The sequence below is a fragment of the Francisella sp. 19X1-34 genome (assembly GCF_041102755.1).
GTDB lineage: Bacteria > Pseudomonadota > Gammaproteobacteria > Francisellales > Francisellaceae > Francisella.
The window spans coordinates 1-1,918 of record NZ_JBGCTX010000131.1; the positions used below are offsets into that span (position 1 = coordinate 1).

Here is a 1,918-nt window from a genome sequence, read left to right on the forward strand (position 1 = left end):
AAAAAAATCATATATTACTTTTCAGTATATTTTAAACAATTTTAAAATTAATATCAGATTTCAACAGTCCCATTATAGATATAACAGAGTAATTAATAAGCTAGAGAGCACAAGTGTAGATGATAAGAAGACTTCCTACCTAAAATGGAAAAATATTATAAATCAAAGTTGTAAGTTTCCTACTTTGATGAACCATAGCTATAATCTACATAATAGCGATAGAGAAAAATTAAGTTTTAAATTAAACCTATCAACTTTTACAGGAAATATTGAACATGCTATTTTTATATCTTTTATTAGGGCTATTTATGATATTTTTAACATTAGCCATAATGAGAATATAGCTTTTCACTTAATGTTCAATGCAAGAGCTATACCAACGTTTGAATTTGCAGAATCATTCTATAATATTATGGGCACATTCCATGACGTAATCCCTGTATATACAAATTATAATAAGGTATCTGGCAATTCAATGGTAGGTCATACAGGATATATAAATAATATTGTTTCAGATGGAAAAGATTTTTGCCTTTTAAGAAAGGAACTATTTAAAAGTTTTGATGATGAAAGAAATTTATTTAGGACATTATTTAATATATTTAAAAGTGAAAAAACTAATAAAGAATCAAGCTTTATAAAAAGTGATAGAGTAACAGAAATTTGGCCAAGTTCAATGATCTTTGTAGACGAATGTAAAATAGAATATTTATTAGAATATAATGTTATCATTACTGATGATATGTTACAAATGACTATTTTTTATTCAAAGTACCACTATAATGAAAGTATAATCACACAGTTGAATAATAAAATTGCTGAAAACTTTCATAAACTAACAAACTAAGGAAAAATCTATTAAGTATATTGGTTGTAAAAAGCAGCTAGTATAAAGTAGTTTTATTTATTGTTTTTGTAGATCTTTTTAGCTATTTTGTAAGAGCTTTAACTTCATTTAATTTTTGTTGAAGAACATTAAAAGGAACATATCCAGGGATTACTCTAATATTTGATGGATTAGCGTTTTGAGTAGGCATAATAATAATGCCAGGGGTACCTTGTATTCCTAATTTTTCACCTAATTCCATAGAGTTAGATATTAGATTAGGAGATGATTTTTTCATATATTCTTTAACCTTATTAAGATCAACACCTTTTATAGATTTGATAACATTATATATATCTCTATCTTTTAAGCTTCCTTCGTCTTTATTAGCATTCTTACCTAAGAATAACTCATTATGGAACTGCATATATTTATCTGCTCCATATAGATTATATATAGCAAATCCTGCTTCAGCACCTAGTTTAGATCCTGTGAAATGATTACTAAAAATAGGGAACTCTTGGAATACATACTTAACATCTTTATTATTATCCATTAATTTTTTGATAGCAGGTGCTTCTTTATGACAGTAGACACATTCGTAATCAAAAAACTCAATAACGGCCACTTTAGCATCTTTATTACCAAATGTTGGCGTTGTCTTTGTGTTTAAAAATTTCGCAGCATTACTAACTACAGCAGTATTCATGGATTTTTGTTGGGCTTGTATTTGTTTATTTCGAATTTCTTGAGCTGCTTTGATTATTATTTCTGGATGCTCATATATGTATTGTTCTGCAATTTTGCCAATTTCCTCTTTTTGTTGTGCTGAAAATGATTGGTTAGAGCTTGCAGTGTTAGCAGCAAAGACTGATGTTGAAAGCAATATAGTTGAGATTGCGATAGTTAGTTTTTTCATTAATTTTCCTTACTTTGTTTATTAGTTATAATAAAAAATATACTTTAGTATATTAATGCACATTATAATATTAAAAAATTTTATTTTTAATAAAAACTAGGTTCTGTGCACAAAAAATATAAATTAGATTGAAAATAGCTAAACCGTTGTTATTTAAAAGTTGAAAGACAGTA

General features: G+C 26.6%; 2 protein-coding genes. One reads left to right on the forward strand and one right to left on the reverse strand.

The window, feature by feature from the left end; genetic code table 11:
* Window positions 1–847: hypothetical protein (locus AB8E56_RS11615; protein WP_329481288.1), on the forward strand; the 847-nt coding region annotated here is incomplete at its 5' end.
* Between the two features lie 82 nt (window positions 848–929).
* Here AB8E56_RS11615 and AB8E56_RS11620 read toward each other — a convergent pair.
* Window positions 930–1,745: a thioredoxin domain-containing protein gene (locus tag AB8E56_RS11620; protein WP_329481290.1), complete on the reverse strand. Its 816-nt coding sequence runs from the start codon at window positions 1,743–1,745 to the stop codon at window positions 930–932.
* Between the last annotated feature and the right edge of the window lie 173 nt (window positions 1,746–1,918).

Coding starts and splice junctions, on each gene's coding strand:
- AB8E56_RS11620 (WP_329481290.1), bottom strand. CDS start 1,745: ATGAAAAAACTAACTATCGCAATCTCAACTATATTGCTTTCAACATCA.